Origin of the sequence: Acinetobacter legionensis (assembly GCF_048551735.1) — a bacterium.
Lineage (GTDB): Bacteria > Pseudomonadota > Gammaproteobacteria > Pseudomonadales > Moraxellaceae > Acinetobacter.
The window spans coordinates 35,576-56,007 of the sequence record NZ_JBIMBV010000008.1 but is presented as its reverse complement, the minus strand read 5'-3'; the positions used below and the strand labels follow the sequence as shown (position 1 = coordinate 56,007).

13 protein-coding genes and 1 pseudogene are annotated in these 20,432 nt (G+C 39.2%); 8 read left to right on the top strand and 6 right to left on the bottom strand.

Translation table 11 applies throughout. From position 1 onward, the window contains the following. Positions 1-75 precede the first annotated feature (75 nt). Positions 76-1,665 (bottom strand): ABC transporter substrate-binding protein, encoded by a 1,590-nt coding sequence (locus tag ACG9ZL_RS09000; RefSeq protein WP_419359767.1) that lies wholly within the window; start codon positions 1,663-1,665, stop codon positions 76-78. Between the two features lie 283 nt (positions 1,666-1,948). On the opposite strand from ACG9ZL_RS09000, the gene ACG9ZL_RS08995 reads away from it, so the two are divergent. The 5 genes from ACG9ZL_RS08995 to ACG9ZL_RS08975 all read left to right on the top strand — a co-directional run bounded on the left by ACG9ZL_RS08995 (position 1,949) and on the right by ACG9ZL_RS08975 (position 11,043). Beyond that, complete coding sequence (locus ACG9ZL_RS08995) at positions 1,949-4,561, top strand: TonB-dependent receptor (RefSeq protein WP_419359766.1); 2,613 nt, start codon at positions 1,949-1,951, stop codon at positions 4,559-4,561. A 263-nt stretch (positions 4,562-4,824) separates the two neighbouring features. Next, a complete protein-coding gene (locus ACG9ZL_RS08990) occupies positions 4,825-7,152 on the top strand; it encodes a TonB-dependent receptor (RefSeq protein WP_419359765.1) in 2,328 nt (775 codons plus the stop codon). 17 nt (positions 7,153-7,169) lie between these two features. Next, a complete protein-coding gene (locus ACG9ZL_RS08985) occupies positions 7,170-8,363 on the top strand; it encodes an LLM class flavin-dependent oxidoreductase (RefSeq protein WP_151956364.1) in 1,194 nt (397 codons plus the stop codon). Between the two features lie 401 nt (positions 8,364-8,764). Further along, positions 8,765-9,595, top strand: a complete 831-nt coding sequence (locus ACG9ZL_RS08980; protein ID WP_419359764.1) for an alpha/beta fold hydrolase — start codon at positions 8,765-8,767, stop codon at positions 9,593-9,595. Between the two features lie 209 nt (positions 9,596-9,804). Further along, a complete protein-coding gene (locus ACG9ZL_RS08975; protein WP_419327125.1) occupies positions 9,805-11,043 on the top strand; it encodes an NADH:flavin oxidoreductase/NADH oxidase family protein in 1,239 nt (412 codons plus the stop codon). Between the two features lie 251 nt (positions 11,044-11,294). Here the strand turns inward: ACG9ZL_RS08975 and ACG9ZL_RS08970 are convergent. Beyond that, positions 11,295-11,708, bottom strand: a pseudogene (locus ACG9ZL_RS08970) (MerR family transcriptional regulator). Positions 11,709-11,799: 91 nt separating this feature from the next. Here ACG9ZL_RS08970 and ACG9ZL_RS08965 point away from each other — a divergent pair. Further along, positions 11,800-12,498, top strand: coding sequence for a type 1 glutamine amidotransferase domain-containing protein (locus ACG9ZL_RS08965; protein ID WP_336951880.1), 699 nt, complete (start codon positions 11,800-11,802; stop codon positions 12,496-12,498). Positions 12,499-12,572: 74 nt separating this feature from the next. Here the strand turns inward: ACG9ZL_RS08965 and ACG9ZL_RS08960 are convergent, their stop codons facing one another. Genes ACG9ZL_RS08960 through folE2 form a run of 3 tightly spaced genes read right to left on the bottom strand, consistent with a single transcriptional unit; the run spans position 12,573 to position 15,431 of the window. Further along, positions 12,573-13,928, bottom strand: coding sequence for a dihydroorotase (locus ACG9ZL_RS08960; protein WP_419327126.1), 1,356 nt, complete (start codon positions 13,926-13,928; stop codon positions 12,573-12,575). Next, the gene (locus ACG9ZL_RS08955; RefSeq protein ID WP_336951878.1) at positions 13,918-14,478 is read right to left on the bottom strand and encodes a gamma carbonic anhydrase family protein; all 561 of its coding nucleotides are present in this window, start codon (positions 14,476-14,478) and stop codon (positions 13,918-13,920) included. The genes ACG9ZL_RS08960 and ACG9ZL_RS08955 overlap by 11 nt, the downstream gene beginning before the upstream one ends. Positions 14,479-14,528: 50 nt before the next feature. After that, positions 14,529-15,431, bottom strand: coding sequence for a GTP cyclohydrolase FolE2 (gene folE2, locus ACG9ZL_RS08950; protein ID WP_419359763.1), 903 nt, complete (start codon positions 15,429-15,431; stop codon positions 14,529-14,531). A 110-nt stretch (positions 15,432-15,541) separates the two neighbouring features. On the opposite strand from folE2, the gene ACG9ZL_RS08945 reads away from it, so the two are divergent. Together ACG9ZL_RS08945 and zigA are read left to right on the top strand one after the other, a co-directional pair. Further along, on the top strand, positions 15,542-16,300 hold the full coding sequence (locus tag ACG9ZL_RS08945; protein WP_336951876.1) for a D-Ala-D-Ala carboxypeptidase family metallohydrolase: 759 nt from the start codon (positions 15,542-15,544) through the stop codon (positions 16,298-16,300). A 305-nt stretch (positions 16,301-16,605) separates the two neighbouring features. Further along, positions 16,606-17,832, top strand: coding sequence for a zinc metallochaperone GTPase ZigA (gene zigA, locus ACG9ZL_RS08940; RefSeq protein ID WP_336952135.1), 1,227 nt, complete (start codon positions 16,606-16,608; stop codon positions 17,830-17,832). A gap of 97 nt (positions 17,833-17,929) precedes the next feature. Here zigA and ACG9ZL_RS08935 read toward each other — a convergent pair whose 3' ends face one another. Continuing rightward, entirely contained in the window at positions 17,930-20,170 is a 2,241-nt protein-coding gene (locus ACG9ZL_RS08935) for a TonB-dependent siderophore receptor (protein WP_419359828.1), read from the bottom strand. Between the last annotated feature and the right edge of the window lie 262 nt (positions 20,171-20,432).

Genomic DNA, 20,432 nt, shown 5'->3' with positions numbered 1-20,432 from the left:
TTTCGTCCTTGAAAAGTCAGAAGATCGCTGACTACAGCAGATGCTTGCTGGTGTTAAGGCTCTGCAAATTTTATTTTAGGCTTGATTGTTCCATAATTTCTCAAAACGCCACGTTGGGAAAATAGTGTGTTCTGCCGCTAATCCTCCGATCTGTTTCGATGCAGCATCTATGCTATGGCTAAAACCCCAAATCAGCATTCCACCGCGTTCATGTTGAATTTTTTGTGCCTGAGCCAAATACACTTTACGCTTGGCTAAATCGGGTTCAGCCAGTGCTTTATAAAACAGCTCACTATATTCTGGGTCTTTAAAGTTGACACGATTGGTTGTTGAAATTGGCGCATCATTCACTACAGCAGTGGATAAATACGGTGTACCCACGTTGGTTGCATTACTGGAGAATTGCCATTTACTTCGATCAGGTCCATTAAATGTGGCTAAATCAACTTGTTTGACCCGAATACTGACATTGGCTTTCTTTGCTTGTTCTGCAAATATCAGGGCAGGTTGGGCGTTGCCAACGGGGGTAATCAGTTCAACGCTTAAGCCATCTTTAAAGCCCGCTTGAGCCAATAAGTTCTTGGCTTCTGTAATGTCTTGTTGACGTTGTGGCAAATTTAGAAATGCTGGATCCTGTGGAGAATATAGATCATTGGCGATGCGTCCCTGACCGTTTAAACCCCGTTGTATCAGCTCTTGACGATCGGCGATTAAACGAAATGCTTGGCGGACTTTGGGATCATTAAATGGTGCCTGTTGAGTATTAAAGTCAAAACTATTGTGGGTATTGGTTTGAGAACGAACCGTTTGAATATGTTTTGCTTGCTCTAAAATTTTAATGTATTCAGGTGAAATCGCATTTGCAAGATCAATTTGTCCTGCCAATAATGCATTTAGTCGAGAAACTTGATCTTTAAAGTCAATTACTTCAAAACGATCTGCATAAGGCCGATCTGCTTTAAAATAGTTTTCAAACCGAGTAAAGACTGAACGTTGACCGGGGATAAATTCTTTGACTTTATAAGGACCTGCGCCCACAGGGTTATGAATGGGATCAAAATCAGTGGGGACAATACCGCCAAAATTGACCCAAGTTTCAGGCAGCGCCACAAAGCCAGCAATTGAACTAATAAAAGGAATGCGTACTGTATATTGATCTAATTTTTGGATACGATCACGATCAATCCATTGCACAAGATTCCGAAAAGGTGAGGCAAGCTTTGGATCTGTTAATCGTTGCAATGAAAAAATGACATCATCTGCGCTGACGGTTTTACCATGATGAAACTCTAAACCTTTACGCAGTCGTATGGTCCATTCGCTGGCATTATGATTAGGTTCTGCAAATTCAGCCAAAGCAAGACGAGGAAGCATGTTTTCGTCCCATTCCCAGAGCTTATTATAAATCGCAAATCCACGGGTAATCCCACTTCCTGAAGCTGAAAGGTGAGGGTCAAGGCTACCTGATTGTTGTCCCCCAATCAGCCCTAATCGAATTGTTCCACCATGCTTAGGGGTACTGGAAAGTGAACTTTGGGAGTTAGCGCTAGGTTGTGGAGATTGTCCACAAGCAGATAAACCACTGATTAAAGAAACGCCACCTAGTGCAGTTAGACTTTGGGTTAAAAATTTTCGACGTGAGAGTAACAAGGTTTCATGTGTCATTAAAAATACTCAGTTAGAACTTATCCAGAGGAGATTGCACAATGAATGCCAATTCTTTTTTATATTTTTCTAATATTTATCAATTAATTATAAGCGTTGTGTTTTTTGTCACTGTTGCTTTTTCAGCATTTCTGTTGAAAAAATAAACATGCATAAAAGTTGTATATCAATGAAGATTATTTAAAAGTAATAAAAATCAATGTTTTATATTTGAGTTTTGCCTATTTAAAGATTGGCATAGGCTTTGCGTAACGCAGTGTAAATTTATTTTACTGAGTGTGATATGAAACAGAACTTTCAATTAAAGCCACTGGTGATTGCGCTAGGGCTATTTGGGGCAATTTTTCCATGTGCTATTTTTGCTGAAGAAACCTCAGAGCAAGCCAAGGATTCTGATGGTGATGTAATTACCTTAGCTGATGTTGTGGTGACAGGAGCAAATAAAAAAACCACCATTCTCCCCAAGCGTAAAGTCACTTCGATTTATGGGACGGATAGTTCTGTATTAGATACCCCACGTGTCGTTTCACAAGTATCAGAACAACAGTTTCGTGAAGATGTTATTCGTAGTGCAGATGATTTGGTTAAGTATGCTCCAAGTATCACCAGAGGAGGTGGGCAAAATGCCAATTTCGCGCCACAGATACGAGGGCAAAACTCCGAAGTTTTTCAAGATAGCCAACGAATATACAGTACCCGACATCCGACCAATTTAAATGCCTATGAAGCTGCTGATATTGTTGCAGGACCAACAGGGGTAATTTTTGCACCGACGTCAGGTTCAGGGGGATATATTAATTATCTCACCAAAAAACCGAATTTTAATAAAGCAGAAACCACGATTTCGGGATCAGTGGGTTCAATTTATGCAGGGCAAGGTGCTGAGCCTAATTTCTCAGTCAGTATTGATCATACTGCACCTATTTCTAAAGAATTGGCATTTCGAGTCAGTGCAACAGCACAACGAACAGATGACTATTATGACAATGTAAAAAATAATTTTAATGCATTTTATGGTGCTTTGGCTTGGCGTCCAGATGACAGTCTACGGGTTGACTGGAATATCAGTTATGACGATTATTCAGATTTTAATGTGACGCATGGTTGGAACAGAGCGACACAACAATCCGTTGATCAAGGGCTTTACTATAAAGGCAGAGCGACCCCGATTATTCAAAACGGTTCAAACTTTTGGTCTCCAGTCTTTGAGTCTGGTGCAGCTCACTCTAAAGTGATTGGTTGGCAAACTCGGCAGAAGAATGACAAAAATCAATATATTGCTGTAGGTCCAGTACAGACTTCTCCTTTGCCAAGTTCCACTGCTGATCAAGCGGGTACAATTCGAGGCTGGGTCTATGATCCATCAATCGCAGGCAATGGCTTAGTCAAATTAGATGATGATGTTTCTGGTCGGAGCGAAGATAAAAACAGTGCAAAGCGCTTTAGCACACAATTTAAACTGGTCAAAGATATCAATGAAAATTGGTCTGTGGCCAATAGTACGCTATATCAAAAGAGTCGTGATTTGGGTGATTCTGTTGGGAGTTTCTTTACCGATTTGGACCATGAATTATTGGATAACCGCTTAGAGTTTTTAGGCGATCATGACTTTGAGCTATTGGGTGTCAAAATCAACAATAAAAGCAGTACAGGTGGCGCTTATCGGCATGAGAAATTTACCTCTCTCGCAGCAAACAATAGTTTTAATATCAATCCTTATGATTTAACCAATGATCCATCACAGAAAAACCCGGGGGATTTATTGGGGTTGGTCAATCATGGCGGTTCGACTGGAAGCTGGATTGGGCAGGCTGGTGTTCCACAGTATTCGCAGTATTTTGGCTATTTAAATCTACCTCGAATGTACCCTGTGGGTCATGGCTTATATGCTGAAAAAGGCGGTTTTCCTCCCAATGGAGGTGGTGCAGTTTATACAGGAACAGGCTTTTGGGACACTTACAGCGTATTTACACAGCAAAATTTTACCTTTAATGATGGTTTTGGGATTAATCTGGGAATTAACCACAGTTCAATAAAAGCAAAATTAGAGAATCCACTGGTTTTAGTCCCTACAGATGCCCGCTCAGATTCCAATAAATATAGTTTGCTCAGCTATCAAGCCAGTACCTTTATTAAACCTACTGAAAAAAGTACCCTATATTTTACTTATGATAAAAGTACAGCATTGAATACGGGTGTATTTGGTCCATTTTTAATTTGGGGCGCTGGAAATCAGCTAAATCCTTTGGCTTTTGACAGCCAAAGTGAATTAAAAGAAGTGGGAGTGAAATACGAGCCGATCACTGATCAACTTCTGTTAACGCTCAGTGGTTTTGAACAGAAGCGCGATTTATCACCTGATATCAATGGCAATATGGCGCGTTTTGAAATCAAAGGCCTTGAATCATCATTACGTTGGCAGCTACAAAAAAATATCGCGATCGGGGCAAACTTAACCTATCTCAATGCTGAATATTCTTCCATTATTCCGGCTGGTTTTTCACCTTTTGGTTTCCATGCAGACAATGCGACGGTATGGGGCGATAGCAATGCTTTAAACCAACGCAAAGCAGGACGTTATGATGCAGCAGGCATTCCTAAATATTCTGCAAGTGCTTATGTGGACTATCAGCACCAGTCAGGTTTTGGACTAAACTTATCGGGCTGGTGGACAAGTAACTGGTATACCAATCTAAGTCAGACCGTAAAGGTACCCAATAATTATAATTTAGATTTGGGACTTTATTATCGTCAACCGCAGTGGACAGTAGGCTTAAATATTCTTAATTTGACCAATGAGCGTAATTTCGTAAATGGTTTAGCTGGTGCAAATAGCGAGTTTTTACAGCCAATGCGTCCATTGACGGTACAAGGACAATTTAGCTATAAATTCTAAATTAAACAGATTTTTATTTTTGATTGCATTAGCCATACTTTTGTATGGCTTTTTTATAAATTTATTCTTAGTAGATATCATTAAAAATAAAAAACAGCAAAATGTTGAAATAACAACAATACGACAATTAAAAATGTCTATCTATCAGCAAAAATAAATATTTTTTTTATGATTTTTTATATAACACTTTGAAAATATTTAAATAAATAGAATGGCACAAAAGTTGCCAATAACAAGAATAGATTTATTTAAATGGAGTCAGCATGTTTAAGGTTACAAAAATTAGGCAGAGTATTTTAACTGCTATGTGGGGCGTAACGGCGAGTGTTTCAACACTGGCTATTGCAAATGAAGAGATCGAGACTACACCAGCACAACAAGCACAGGTTGAAAAAGCCAAAGATGTCAAAAAATTAAGTGATGTGATCGTCACTGCACAATATCGGGCGCAAAATATTCAAAAAGTTCCAACTGCAATTACTGCTGTTTCGGGCAAGGACTTGGCTGCGAAAGGCTCTACTTTTATTGGGGATGTTTTAACCTATACACCAAATGCTGCAGCTGAAAACCCAGATGGGGATAGTCGTCCACGTTGGTATATTCGTGGTCTAGGTACGGGAGATGTGGCTGCATCGACAGTATTTCCTGTTGGCGTTTATGCAGATGGGGTTTATTTAAATGCGCCAGTTGCAGGTGCAGGTGACTTGTTTGATTTAGAGCGTATAGAAGTTTTACGTGGTCCACAAGGCACGCTCTATGGGAAAAACACCACAGCGGGTGCAGTCAATTATATTTCTAAAAAGCCTAATTTTTTACATAAACCCAATGGATATGCAACCATTGGTTTAGGGGACCATAACCTACGAACATTTGAAGGTGCAGCAAACGGCAAAATTTCGGAAAATGTTGCGGTGCGTGGGGCTTTTTACTCTGAAGATCGTGACGGATATGCAAAGAATATTGCCAATGGTGAAGATTATGGCAACGTGGATAAAAAATCTTTTCGCTTCCAAGTGCTAGGCAAAATCAATGATGAATGGGATGCTTTGGTCAATCTACACAGCCAAACTTATAATGGTTTAGGCAGTAATGGTTCCTTAAGTGTTGGTAAATATTGGGGTATTTATGAAAGACCTAAAGGGCGAGACACCAATTTAGATTTAGACGAAAACAATAAGATTCAGCATGATGGTGCTTCATTAACTTTAACTGGGGATTTGGGGGGCGGATATAGCTTTACTTCGATTACTGCCTTTGATAAAACCACACAAAAGTCGATTTCAGATGGTGATTACACTCCTTATGATGTTGCACGAAGCTATAGTGATAATGAATGGCGTCAATATAGCCAAGAGTTCCGCATCGCTTCTGATGCTGAAAAACGCTTAAGCTGGATTGCAGGCTTTCATTATTTCAATGAGGATTTAGATTCCACTGGAGTCAGTGCACGTATCAATAAAACATTGCCAAATGGCGCTGCTTCTCAAACTGCATCTACGCCAGCATTTAGAGATATAACCTATAATCAAGCCACTCAAAGTTTTGCATTTTTTGGTAACAGTACCTATAAATTTACAGATAAATTTAAAGTGACAGGTGGTTTACGTTGGACCAGTGAAGAAAAAGATATTGATCTCAATCTGACCCAGATCACAACAGGAGACTATACAAAAGGCAGCTGGTGGAAAAAAGATGGTTACAGCCATGCTGTTTATAACCCAACTCCAAATGCAAATGGATCAACAAGTCGCAATAAAACTTGGAATGAGTTGACCTATGACATCACCCCAGAATATGAAATTAATCCTAATTTAAATACTTATTTTAGATTCGCACGCGGTTTCCGCTCAGGTGGATTTAACACAGGTTTATCCAGCAGCTTAACCCAACTTGCCGACGTGAATCCTGAATACTTAAATAGTTATGAACTCGGTTTAAAGTCTACGTTATTGGACGGAGATTTAATCGCAAATGCCAATATCTTTTACTATGACTATAAAGATATTCAAACCAATTTACTGGTTGCAACAGAGGGACAAGGTGGCGGTGTGACCTCGGTTCTCGCCAATGGACCAAAAGCTGAAGTTAAAGGCGCTGAATTAGAGTTAGATTATTCAGTGACAGAAAATCTACGTTTACGTTTTGCTGGTGCTTATCTTGACAGCGAATATACCGATTTCGTCGATAAAAACCCAGTAACCAATGTGGTTAATGCAGATAATACAGGCAACAGTCTAGTCCGTTCGCCAAAATACACCGTCGGTCTGGGGGGAGAATATACTTTTAATCTCAATGACGGTGCTCGTGTTGTTGTAGGTACAGATGCCAGCTACCGTGATCGTGAATTTTTCCTCGTAAACCGTCAAGACTATTCGGTAGATCCAATCTTAAGCCAAAAAGCATATACCTTATGGAATGCCAATGTTGGCTACCATAGTGCTAATAATAAATACCAAATCAATGCCTATGTTAAAAACCTATTGAATGAAGAATATCAAGTACATGGTCGTCCCAATGGACCCGCTGGACAATATGTTCTAACTTATGGAAACCCACGCCAAGTTGGTGTTTCTCTTACTGCTAAATTCTAAGTTATACGGAGAACCTCATGGGAATTGAATTTTTTACCCGTCTACCACTACACGGTGAAGCAGAGTACTTAGCAGGCGATCCAAGGAATCGTGGTGATTGGTCACGTGTGGCGGGTGTAGAGAATACTGGTGCGACATCAAACTACCAAGTTGGTGATGACTTTACCTATATCGACTATCTTAGCCAAGTGGCTCGAGCGGCTGAAATCAACGGTTTTGCAGGTGCGCTGATGGTGAATGCACCTACAGGTGAAGAACCATGGACAGTGTGTTCCTTATTGGCAAGAGAAACCAAACGCTTAAACTTTGTGACTGCATTCCAGCCTTATCATTTTAGTCCTTATAATGCAGTACAAAGTGCAGCAACGTATCAGCGCGCGACTGGGAATCGTTTGGTCTGGAATATTATCAATGGCGGCTCTGAGGTCATTCAGCGCCAAGTTGGAGATGTTACCCCACACGATGACCGTTATATCCGTGCGACTGAATTTTTAGATGTGGTGAAAGGGTATTGGTATAACGAATCATTCCATTACCAGGGCAAATATTATTCTGCAGAAGGTGGCGGTTTAAAATATCCTTTGAATAAAGCTGAACTACCGATCATTTGTACGGCAGGATCATCTGAAGCTGCCCGTGAGTTTGGTGCAAAGCATGCTGATTATTATTTAATGCGTGCTGAAAAACCCAGTGAAATTGCCGAATTGATTGCAGATGTGCGTAAACGTGCCGCAAGATATGGGCGAGATAATATTAAATTTGGCTTATCCATTGATACGATTGCACGCCGTAGCGAACAAGAAGCTTTGGCAGAGGCACAACGCTATTTGGATGAAGCTGCTGAAAAACAACGCTTACATGCGTCTGCTGCACATGCAGGTTTGAGATCGGCGCGTGTATTGAGTTTTGAAAAAGAATACAGTGAAAAAGCAGGCAGTAAAAACGTTGATGATTTCTTTATCCATCCCAATGTTTGGTCAGGCTTTGGCTATATTGGCATTCCACCCGGTGTTGCTTTAGTGGGAAGTTATTCGCAGATTATCGAGCGGATTCAAGAATATAATAGTATTGGGATTGATCTGTTTTTCTTGGCGGGCTATCCACATTTAGAAGAAGCTTATCGCCTTGGCGAACATGTTTTACCTTATTTCAAAAAACAGCGTCAGGCATTACAGCGTATTTCTGAAGAGGCAAAATATCGTATCGCCTAACTTCCATTGCAAGATGTTAAAGCCAAGATTTTTAAGCCAGTCTTGGCTTTTTTATATTCATTTTTATACCGATAAAAAATACTGTGGGTTGTCGTTGAAACTTTGAACAGAAAATTTGTAATGGTTTAAATTATGTAACGACATAAAGCCTCAACAATCTTGAATAAAAAATAAAGCTGTTTTCTTTCAATGATAAATACTGATATTTGCGTGTTTTTATTTTTTATAGATTTACATTTCTGCTATCAGAAAATCACCAAAAGCATTGACCTTAAAGTTAACTTTAATCCTAGTATAGAATGACGGTCCATACGAATCGTATCAAACATTGTAATTTATTGACATTAATGAGAACAGCAATAAGTTATTCAAAGTGTAAATCATACACAGGAGAAATTAACATGGCATATGTTACGACAAAAGATGGTGTTGATATTTTTTATAAAGATTGGGGACCGAAAGATGCCCCAGTATTATTTTTTCATCATGGATGGCCATTAAGCTCAGACGACTGGGATTCTCAGTTATTGTTTTTTTTAAATGAAGGTTTTCGTGTAGTTGCACATGATCGTCGCGGACATGGACGTTCAAGTCAAGTATGGGATGGTCATGATATGGACCACTATGCCGATGATGTTGCAGAAGTGGTCAGACACTTGGGTATTAAAAATGCAGTGCATATTGGACATTCTACTGGTGGTGGTGAGGTTGCTCACTACATCGCACGTCATGGTGAGGAAAATGTATCAAAGGCCGTATTGGTCAGTGCTGTACCTCCAATTATGGTGAAAACGGAAAAAAATCCGCAAGGCTTAGCCAAAGAAGTCTTTGATGACTTACAGAATCAGCTCTTTAAAAATCGTGCTCAGTTTTATCATGATCTACCAGCGGGGCCATTCTATGGCTTTAACCGACCAGATGCTCAACCTTCGGAACCCATCGTATTGAATTGGTGGCGTCAGGGCATGATGGGTGGAGCAAAAGCGCATTATGATGGAATTGTTGCATTTTCACAGACTGACTTTACCGAAGATTTGAAAAAAATCTCAGTGCCTGTTTTAGTCATGCATGGAGATGATGATCAAATTGTACGTTATGAAAACTCAGGGGTACTTTCTGCCAAACTGGTTCAAAATGGCCGATTAAAAACCTATAAAGGATATTCACATGGTATGTTAACCATTAATGCAGATGTGATTAATCCAGATTTGTTGGCGTTTATTCGCGAGTGAACAGTTGTCGTTTGATTTAAAAACAGAATATTAATAGGGGCTTTGCGGCCTCTATTTTTTTGCTATTAAAGCATTGAACCATTTTATTCTGATGTAAGTCTTTAAATAAAATTAGTTCTTAAAATAATAAAAATTAAATGCAAAAAAAGGATTGACATTAAAGTGAGCTTTAATCTTAAAGTAAGTCCATACTCTATGAGGCTATAAAAATGAACGTCTTTGAAAAATTAGTTTTACCTAATGGTACTCAGATTCCAAATCGTATTGCAAAAGCTGCGATGGAAGAGAATATGGCAGATCTCAATCATGCACCATCAGAAGAGCTTATGCGTTTGTATCAGGCATGGGCAGATGGTGGGGTCGGTTTAATCATTACCGGTAATGTGATGGTGGATCGTCGTGCGATGACAGGACCGGGTGGGGTGGTCTTGGAAGATGAACAGCATTTAGCGCACTTCAAACGTTGGGCTCAAATCGCACGTTCTCAAGGCGCGCAAGCATGGTTGCAGATCAACCATCCAGGTCGCCAAATGCAGTCAAATTTAGGTCAGTCAACGTGGGCACCTTCTGCTGTGGCTTTAGATTTAGGTAAAATGTCAGATCGTTTTAATACTCCAATTGAAATGACTCAGGCCATGATTGACGAAGTGATTCAACGTTTTGCCCATACCGCATATTTGGGTGAAAAAGCGGGATTTACCGGTGTAGAAATTCATGCAGCTCATGGCTATCTACTCAGTCAGTTCCTTTCGCCTTTAAGCAACCAACGTCAAGATCAATGGGGCGGTTCATTGGAAAATCGTGCGCGTATTTTGATTGAGATCGTCAAAGCAGTACGTGCGGTGGTGTCATCAACATTTACAGTTGCTGTTAAACTGAATTCTGCAGATTTCCAACGTGGTGGTTTTAGTGCTGAAGATGCTCAGCAAGTAGTTAAAATGTTAAATGATCTGTCGGTTGATTTGGTTGAATTGTCAGGGGGGAGTTATGAAGCACCTGCTATGCAAGGCCAAGCCAGAGATGGACGGACTTTGGCACGTGAAGCTTATTTCTTAGAATTTGCTCAAGAGATTGGCAAGGTTGCCCATATGCCGATTATGGTGACTGGTGGTATTCGCCGTAAACCCGTTGCAGAACAAGTCCTTGACAGTGGGATCGATATGGTAGGAATTGCAACAGGCTTGGCAATCGAACCTAACTTACCCAACAAATGGAGACAAGGTCAGAATATCGCACCTGAATTGAAACCGATTCGCTGGGAAAATAAAACATTAGCTTCACTTGCCAATATGGCAACAGTTAAATTCCAGTTACGGAAACTCAGCCATGGGAAAACACCGAATCCTAAAGTTTCACCTTTATGGGCCTTGATATTACAACAAACAGAAACGACATGCCGCACACGTCAGTATAAAAAACGTATGCATCAGTATTCACCTTCAGCTTAAGTACAGTGCTTTGTTTAGATATTGGATTTGATCTGACAGACTGTACTACAGCTGTGGCTCGAAGAGGATTTACCAGATGTTTAGGTATGATCACTCATTAAAAGTAATGATGAGAATACTGATCAAACAGTTTTGCAGACTTCAATATTTGAAAATCATAGATCACATATCAATGACCTATGCACAATCCTGAGCTTAAAGTGAGATTTAAGCTCAATCGCTTTTATGACTTTCCGATAACATGGAAATTTTTAACATTTATCATTGGCATAATAGAGATTCAGTAAACGGTTGGCGTTTTCTTCACAGGCGATTTCGTCAGGCTTACTATTGATTGCAGTGATCATGCTGCCTAGGTTTTGCTTATTGATCAACAACTTTTGTTCTAGATCTTCAATGTCTTTGATTTTACTTTCGAGTAATCCAATTAGAATATCCTGATTCCATTTGCCTACATTTGAAGGCAGGTAAGCTTTGATTTTAGTCAATGAAAATTCAACTTGTTGAGTTTGCTAAATTAGAAATAATTGTTTTAGGTCATTGTCGCTATATTTATATTAAGCATTAGATTTACGTTTTGCTTTAGGAAATATTTTGATTTGTTCATAATAACGAACCGTTGGGGTACTCAAATCACTCTGTTTGGATAACTCGCTAAGATTCATTTTACTGATTTCCACTTGACATTAAAGTTAACTTTAGGCTTATAGTAAGCTAAAAGAAAGATCAGAAATAACTTAAAAGCTGAGGCTAATCATGTCGAAACGTATATTACACATTGTGACGAACATCGCTGAATATAATCAGATAAAGCGACCTACAGGATTATGGTTAGGTGAATTAACCCATGCTTATGATGAGTTCGAAAAGTACAATTATATTCAAGATATTGTTAGTCCTTTAGGTGGAAACTCTCCTATTGAGCCAAAATCGTTAGAACGTTTTGTTACCGATGAATCGGTATTAAAACGGAAAAATGATCCAGGATTTATGCGGCTTCTTGAGAATACCAAAAAGCCTTCAGAGATCAATTGGCAAGATTATGATGTGATTTACTATACTGGTGGTCATGGGGTGATGTGGGACTTCTTAGACAATCCTGAGCTACAAGAAATCACTAAAAATATTTATGAAAAAGGCGCTATTGTTTCCAGTGTATGCCATGGCTATTGTGGGCTGCTCAATGTACGACTTTCAAATGGTCAATATCTGATTGATGGTAAGAAGTTGACGGGTTTTGCATGGCTTGAGGAAGTCGTTGCAGGAGTTGCAAAAATTGTTCCTTATAATGCAGAAAATTTGGCCAAAGAACATGGTGCAAATTATGATAAGAGAGTTATTCCCTTCGCACCTTATGTGGTAAGAGATAAAAACTTAATCACAGGACAAAATCCATTTTCTGCACGTCGTACGGCTTTAGCCATCATCGATGCTTTAGAAAATCAAGCAACTTAAACACTTAATAAGTCCAGACAATTGGGCATCCTTAACTTAGATAAAAACCACGTCAGTAATTTTTATTTGCTAATTTAACGGTCAATTTCTAGTTGCTGTCCCTGACAATTCAAAAACAGTTGTTGTTGATGCCAAGCAAGTTGTCCAGAAACAATTGTAGTGCTGACTTCATAAGCAAGTGTTTTATGTATAAATGGTGTCCAATTGCATTTCATATAGTTTTTTTGATCTTTCACTGCAATGTGCTGTTGATTTTCTTTAAGAATCACTAAATCAGCCCAGTAACCTTCTCGAATATAACCACGGTCTTTGATCCTAAATAAGTCTGCCACTTGATGAGCAGTTTTTTGAACCAGTGTTTCAATACTCAGGTTACCTGCTGCAACTAGCTCCATCAGTGCAGGCAACGCATGTTGTACTAAAGGTAGGCCAGAAGGGGCATAAAAATATGATTGATGTTTTTCATCCCAAGTATGTGGTGCGTGGTCAGTACCAATAATATCCAACCGATTACTGTTGGCAAGGGCATTAATCAAAGCATCTTTATCTTGCTGGGTTTTAATGGCGGGATTACATTTAATTAAGTGACCCAAAGTAGCATAATCGGCATCATCAAAACTGAGATGATGGATACACACTTCTGCTGTGATATGTTTTCGATTTAAAGGCAGATTTTTAAACAAACACAGTTCTTTCGCGGTGGTGATATGTAAAACATGCAACTGTGTGGCATATTTCTCGGCCAAAGATACCGCTAATTTTGAGCTTTCAAAGCAAACATGTTTATTTCTAATCTGAGCATGAATTTCAGCTGGAATATTTTCCCCATATTTTTGAAAATAGAAATTTTCTTCCGCTTTAATGGCAGGGGTAAACTCGCAATGGGTCAATAAAACTGTTGGAACATTTGCAAATAAACGTTCCAAAACTTTAGGGTCATCGACGAGCATATCACCCGTAGAAGCACCCATAAAAACTTTAACACCACTGATTGATTTAGGATCAAGTTGTTCAATAATATCTAAATTATGCGCACTGACTCCAAAATGGAAAGCATAATTGGCCCGACTATGTTGTTTTGCAATCTGCTTTTTCTGGGTCAAAGCGTCTAGAGTTAAGGTGGCTGGATTGGTGTTTGGCATATCCATGTAGCTAGTAATTCCACCAATCGTTGCTGCCGTTGATTCCGAAGCAATATTGCCTTTATGCGCTGCGCCGGGATCTCTAAAATGAACTTGGTCATCAATCATGCCGGGAATTAGCCACGAACCTTCAGCCTCTATATTTTTCGCAGGATAAGCCCCTGTAATATTAGGATGAATCTTTTCAATCCGTCCATGTCGAATCAGTACATCGGAATAATACTGCTTGCCTTCATTGACAATATTGGCATTACGAATAATAAGATTGGGCGAATTTTTAAAACTCATTGTGCAATGCCTTATAGCCTTGAACCAGTTTGATATTGGTGCTGACAACGCTTTCTGAAAACTCACTGATTGAAATATCAATGGGTGGAAATTGCTTTAAATCAGTTTTAGGGTTGATATAACTCATTGCAGGTACATAAAAATGATCGGGTAAATCACGACCATCAACCACGGCATTGTGACGAATCGCGCTGTGGTGACCCACTTTGCAGTTAAATAACACACTGTTAAAGCCAACAAAAACATGATGTCCAATTTCACAGGGACCATGAATAATAGAGCGATGTGCGATTGAAGAATTTTCACCAATGCTCACTGCTGCCCCGGCTTTGGAGTGAATCACGACACCATCTTGAATATTGGAATTTGCACCAATAATGATGGGTTCCATATCACCTGCGTCATTGGTTTCATCTGCTCTGATCACTGCATAAGGACCAATAAAGACATTGGCATGGATAATGACTTTTCCACAAATAATTGCGGTTTGGTCAACATAGGCTGATTGATTTATAACAGGGAGATCACCAGATGGGTTTTTTCTAAGCATGACTAGACCATTTTAAATAAGTTAAACAATGAGGGAGGGAAGATAAGGCATTACCATTGCCAGGCACCCTGAGCAACTGCATCATGGGCATGTAAACTTTCCGCATGAATCACCTTAAAGTTAAAGCCTAGAATACTGGGATGATGGATAAATGTGGTATACAAGCGTCTTAAGGCATCTTCACAAAACATCAGGTTTTGACCATTTGCAATAGCAAAGGCTTGTTCATCAATACGTTTTACCGCCGTTTGTACGGGTGTCATCAAGGCTTGCTCAGCCTGATTAATAAATAAAATCAGTGGAATATACTGAATGTTCTGATCTAATTTGAAATTTAACTGAGCAAAACTTCTTTGGCTGTGAGGCGTTGCTGCAATTGCATCTGTGCTATTTAGCCAACTGAGGATTTCTTGCGGGTCTAACTGAATTTCATGATTTTCCAATGCGGTTGAAAATCTTTGTTGGATGATATTTCTGGCAAGTGCTGCAGAACAAGGACAAGTAGATGAATAGGGAATTTCGATTTTTAATTCAGCATAAAAATCATCTTTTAAAAGCTGACAGGACAACACAAAAGGATAGCTTTTCCAGCCAGACAATTGGCTGACTAAGGCAGGGCGCTCGATATAAAGCTCACTATGAATTTCGATTTTGGCATGTGCTGATAAATCTTTATGGCTGGCTAAGAAATCCAATAAAGCATCTTTAATATCAAGTAGAGCTAGATTTTTGATCGTGCTCAATTTCAAAAGTCGCGTATACAAGCGCGACATATGAATACCTTTGGCAAACACATCATCCAAACTGACATAAGCATTCACTTGGCTTTGACAAAGACTATTTTCTAGATAAAGCGGAAGCGCGATTTTTTCCATACCGACCCAATCGAGCGGGTAGTGATAGCTTCTTGTGAGTGAGGATTCAGCAGAAACATCTGGAAGAACAAGATTCATAGGGGGAATAGCTTAAGTTGAAATAGATATTGTTATGTTATAACATAACAATATTAATCAACACTACTCATCTGAGTTAAATTTACGCTATGAGATCATTGCAAATTGAGATGAACAAAAAATATTTGATCGGATTCATACTCTGCCTTTCTGCATGTAGTCAAAATAACTCAAATACAATGCATGCTATGCGTACAGTTCAGCAAACGTCACCACAAGTGCCATTAAAAGCAGACTTTCCTCAGCAGCAAGGTATTTTAAAACAAGAGAAAAATCTGCCGCCTGCTTATTTAAAATGGCTCAGTGAGCCGACAAATGCTGAAAGTGTTCAGGCTTATCAGCGCTTTTTAAAGCAACAAGGTATTTCTGCTTATGTTCCTATTTTTGAATTTTTACAAACAGCCAGAGATTGGCAACAATGTGATGCATCTGAATTTGAAGTTCCGCCACAAGAGCTGTGGGGCAATATTGTGCCAACATTAAAAATTTTAAATCGTCTTGTGGATGAAAAAATTTTAACCCAGTTTAGCGTGACTTCTGTCTATCGAAATTTCAAGCTTAATCAGTGTGCAAAAGGCGCTGCTTCCTCCAAACATATTTTTAATGCCGCATTAGATTTTCGTATCGGTGATGAAAATCCGGACTTAAACCAACAGCTGATGATTCAAGAGCGCAAAGCAAAATTATGTCAATTTTGGCTGGATTCTGGTGAGGAACTTCACATGGGCTTAGGCGTCTATGCATCAGGACAGATTCATATTGATAGTGCAGGTTTTCGTACTTGGGGTGCAGACCATCGCTATAGCTCATCACCATGTATCAATAACGCTTTAATTGGCAAAAATAAAAAAGTGAGTGAATCGCCATGAAGTCAAATTTCATCCGTGACATCAGACAACTTTTAATACGAGAAATTCAAGCGACACATGTTTATCCGCTATTAAATAATCTTAATCCTGATGTTTTTCAATCCTCAGCTTAGATTTATAGGATCTGGAAAAACGCTGTAATCATCACCGAATGATTAAAACCGAATCATCAAATTGCAGTGTTGAAAATGTATGTGCAAGCACAGCTAAAATTTAACTCTAAAGCGATCTGTTTGGAGTTATTCAGTCAGTATTTTCATGTCGATCTAGATATGAAAACACAAAAATATAAAGTGAGAATGCCAATGAATACTCTTTTAGCCACTCCGCAAAAACTTCCCGTCACCGTGCTTTCTGGATTCTTAGGGGCTGGAAAGACCACCTTACTCAATCATATCTTAAACAATCGTGAAGACCGAAAAATTGCAGTGATTGTGAATGATATGTCGGAGGTCAATATTGATGCCGCTTTAGTTCGAGAGGGCGGTGCTGAGCTTTCAAGAACGGATGAAAAGTTAGTTGAAATGAGTAATGGTTGTATTTGTTGTACTTTAAGAGAAGACCTACTGGTTGAAGTACGTCGTTTAGCACAGGATCAGCGCTTTGATCAATTGGTGATTGAATCTACAGGGATCTCTGAACCACTCCCTGTTGCAGAGACGTTTACCTTTGAAGATGAAAATGGGATTTCTCTCAATGAGTTTGCCCGCTTAGATACAATGGTGACTGTGGTCGATGCTTATAACTTTTTAAAAGATTATAGTTCGCTGGATAGCTTACAAGCGCGCGGTGAATCATTAGGTGAACAAGATGAGCGAAATGTTGTTGATCTACTGATTGATCAAATTGAGTTTTGTGACGTGATTGTATTGAATAAAACAGATTTGATTGATCAAGACGAGCTGGAAAAATTATTTGGAATTTTGCAGTCTTTAAACCCAAGAGCAAAAATTGAAGTTTCTGCGTTTGGCAAGGTGAATCTTGATCGGGTGTTAAATACCCAGCTATTTGATTTTAACGAAGCGGCACAAGCTCCGGGTTGGTTAAAGGAATTAAGAGGTGAGCATACGCCTGAAACAGAGCAATATGGAATCAATAATTTTGTTTATCGAGCGCGCAGACCTTTTCACCCACAACGGTTTTTTGATTTTATCAACTCCGAATGGAAAGGCGTAATCCGTTCCAAAGGCTTTTTTTGGTTAGCCTCAAATCCCGAGTTTGCTGGATCTTGGTCTCAAGCAGGGGCGATGGCACGCCATGGTGTTGCTGGATATTGGTGGGCAGCAGTGCCAGACGAACATTGGCCAACGGATCAACAAAGTCGAGATGCAATTCAACAAAGCTGGGATGCTCAAACAGGTGATGCACGACAAGAAATCGTGTTGATTGGGATGCAGATGGATCAATCTGAACTTATTCGTCAATTTGATAATTGTTTATTAAACGATGATGAAATGGCGTTAGGCGCAGAAAAATGGCAAGAGTTTGAAAATCCTTTTAGTGGGTGGACTGATTCTATTATTAGCCATTAATTCATTATGATCCGTTCAATTCAGCTAAAGCATTGCTGAGAATACTTGCAAGCATGAGCGCTTTTAATCATATGCTCATGCTTGGCTTTATATTTTATTAAAATTTCGCTCTTAAGGTGAAAGTCACATTCCGTGGTTCTCCCCAATAAACACCATTATAGAAACCTACATTTAAATAGTATTTTTCATCAAATAAGTTGTTGATATTCACACTTGCAGTCAGCTCATCACTTAACTTATAACTGGCAAAAGCATTGGCCAATACATAGGCCTTTTGTGTGACTACACCACCGTTATAGGCATTTACAGGAGCTCCCCCCCATTTTTGTGAGATTTCACTTTGCCAATTCAATCCACCACCTAATGTTAGCTTTTCTGAACCTGTCCAAAGATTTTCTAGAAGAGTAATACTACTAAATAACTTTACTTGGTTTTGAGGAATATTGCTTAGAGCATTGGCGTTTGCAGAACTTACACTATTGACATAGGTATAGCCGAAACTAAGATTCCAATTTTCCTGTATCTTTCCTATGGCTTCTAACTCAAACCCATTAACTTTCAGTCCTTTGCCCGATGATATATATGCAGTATCCATCTCATCTACTTTTGGAATAGTGCCATTTTTTACACCTTCACGATATTCAACATCTTCTACCGCAAGGTCTTTGACACTTGACCAAAATAAAGCAGCACTGGTCAATAACTTACCATCCAATAGATCTGCTTTAATCCCTAGCTCAGTGGTGCTTCCCATTTCAGGGTCTAGATAATCGCCGAAACGATCTCGTCTAGTGGATGGATTAAATACATTGGTGTAGCTGGTGTAGGCCGTATAAGTATCATTAATATCGTACAAAATCCCTGCATAAGGCACCAATTGATCAAAGTTACGTGGCTTTGTAGGAGAAACTGGGGCATTAGGATCCCACTTGTTAACTTTATAGTCATATGAGCTATAACGTGCGCCCAAAATTAACTTAAGCGGGTCAGCTAGATTTAAACGTAAAGTCGAATATACCCCGTAAAGCTCTGTGGTATTGGTACTTCCAGCTCCGGTTTTCTCATAGGTTGGTTTTGCAATATTACCTGTCCAATTACGATAATCAGGTATAGCTGCTGGATACTCGACATTGCTTTTTACACTCAATGAGGTACTTTCACTTTTAAAACCACTATAGCCAATAATTAAATCATGTTGGCGATTTAACAACTGAAATGGTCCTGTGGCATACAAATCGATATTGAGCTTTTTACTTTCAGCATAAGGGCTAACACTGGTCCATAAACTTAAGCCTTTCCCTGTCTTTGGGTCTGGAAAGCCACTACCACCATAAGCCACCATCCAACTATTATCTGAGGTACTGTGGGCAATCGCTGCTTTAACCAGCCAGTCATTGGCAAAATTATGTTCAAGATCGGCAAAAACGGTTTTATCAGTATTGGCAATTGAACTCCAGTCCGCAGATAAACTAAAGTTTCGCGGAAAATTTGCTTTGCTTCCATCAGCATTGAAATATGGTACTGTTCCCCACGTTGAGCCTTTAGGATCGTTGTCTTGATATTGAAATCCTACTGAGGCTGTTGTTGTTGGGGTTAAATCTGCACTGATGATTCCCATTGCGGCTGTTGACTTGAGCTTATAACGATCCATATAGGATTCTTTATCGGTATACGCTGCCATGAATCGACTTCGGACACTGCCATCTTGAGTCAGTGGAATGGATACATCTGCTTCAACACGGGTATTGTCCCATGAGCCATAAGTTGAGCTGACATTGCCCTTAAACTCTTTTTCAGGACGCTTACGCACCATATTGATGGTTGCAGAAGGGCTGCCTGTTGAACCAGTTAAGCCAGAAGCACCTTTGATCACTTCAACTCGGTCAAAGAAAAAACTATCAAAGCGGGGAGCATTGTCTCCTACAGGCATACCATCAATTTGCCTATTGGTAATTTGAAAACCACGGGAATAGTAGTTAGAACGTTCACTGTCATTTTTAGTGGCGGTAACACCTGGTGTTGCGGCAAGAACATCATCCAGAATGGTCAGCCCGCGTTGTTCAATTTGTTCACGGGTGACCACGCTTACAGATTGTGGTGTTTCTTTTAAAGATAATTTTAATTTTGATGAGCTTTTTGAGGACTTTGCTTTAAAACTTCCGCTTCCCTCAGTTTTTTCATCCTGAGCATCTGCTTTAACTGTAATGGTTGGGAGTACAGAAGTATTCGCTTCATCACTTTTTTGCTCTTGTGCAAAAGCACTATGGGAAATAGCGCTGCAAATAAGAATTGATTTTATTGCAATGTTTAATGCCGTTTGTTTACGTAGATTGTCCATAAGAATAGAAATTAGTAAATAAGAATCATTATTATTATCAATTAACATACAGAAAGATACAAATAAAACATAATTTTTAAACTTTTTTATGGATGATATAAATGCAAAATTTAGATGGGGTTTTGAATTGAAGTGTATGATTTTGATTTATAAATTATCAAATATTGGTTGTGTTTGAGTGTAATTTTACACTAATAAATTGTAAAATATGAAACCTATATTTTATTTATCACAGTGATTAATTATGGACTGAGCCTTATCC